At 67.9% G+C, this 863-nt stretch carries 1 protein-coding gene; it reads right to left on the bottom strand.

Going from position 1 to position 863, the window contains the following annotated elements:
- The coding region (locus FPZ47_RS27680) for an IS200/IS605 family element transposase accessory protein TnpB (RefSeq protein WP_144957497.1) at positions 1 to 863 on the bottom strand (863 nt) is incomplete at both ends.

Raw genomic sequence — 863 nt, 5'->3', positions numbered from 1 at the left:
GTTTCGCCTGGTGGGCGGCCCCGAACGGTCGTGGGTCGCCTGGGTTCTCGCCGTGGTCCTGTGAGCACGTCTGGTCTTGGTGCCTGTCGGCTGCCGGTTGCCTCGTGGGGTGGCGGGTTTCCTGGGTGCTCGCTGGGTTGCCGGGGTTGTCCTGGTGTCGCGGTTGTTGACCCGGGTCGCCTCCGCTGGGGCGGGCGGGTTCGTGTTCACGCGACGCCGGGCCCGATGACCGAGTCCGCGTCTGCCGATCACCAGCGCGGCTGCGTGGTGCCCGGAAGCCTGGGGGTGATGGTTTTTCATGGGGGCCAGCCAGTGTTGGGCTGCCCATTTCGACGTGTATGCGGGGTCGACGACGATGATCGCGAGCCCGGTGTTTGACGCCATCTGGGTCAGCCGGTCCCGGAATTTAGCCGTGGGGAGCCCAGCGATCTGCCGGCGGAACCGGCGGCCCTTTCGTCCTCGGCTGGGCCGGTTGCCGGTCTTCTCGCGGCCCTGTGTTCGGGCTTCGACGAAGTCGAGGTTTTCGATCACGATCGCCCGGGCGCCAATCTGCTCGGCTTGGGTGAGGATGTCGGTGATCGCAGCCCGCAGCCGGCCGTCACGAGTCGTGGCCGACTGTCCTGTCAGATCGAGGTCCAGGGTGCGGGCAGTTCCGAGGATGTTGCCGTCCGGGCAGACACTGGTGACGGCCAGGTGCCCATCGTTGACATCGACCGCCACGACCGGGTGCCGACGCAACTCGTCGAGCGACGGTACCGGGGACGGTGTGGTCCTCCAGGAGGCATCCACATACCAGCGCCCCGATTCAGGGTCGCAGCTGATGTCGTAGCGGACCGCCCCAGTAGCGGCTTGTGCGGCGACCT

The sequence above is a fragment of the Mycobacterium helveticum genome (assembly GCF_007714205.1).
In the GTDB taxonomy this organism is placed as follows: domain Bacteria; phylum Actinomycetota; class Actinomycetes; order Mycobacteriales; family Mycobacteriaceae; genus Mycobacterium; species Mycobacterium helveticum.
This window is presented reverse-complemented; position numbering and strand designations above follow the sequence as displayed.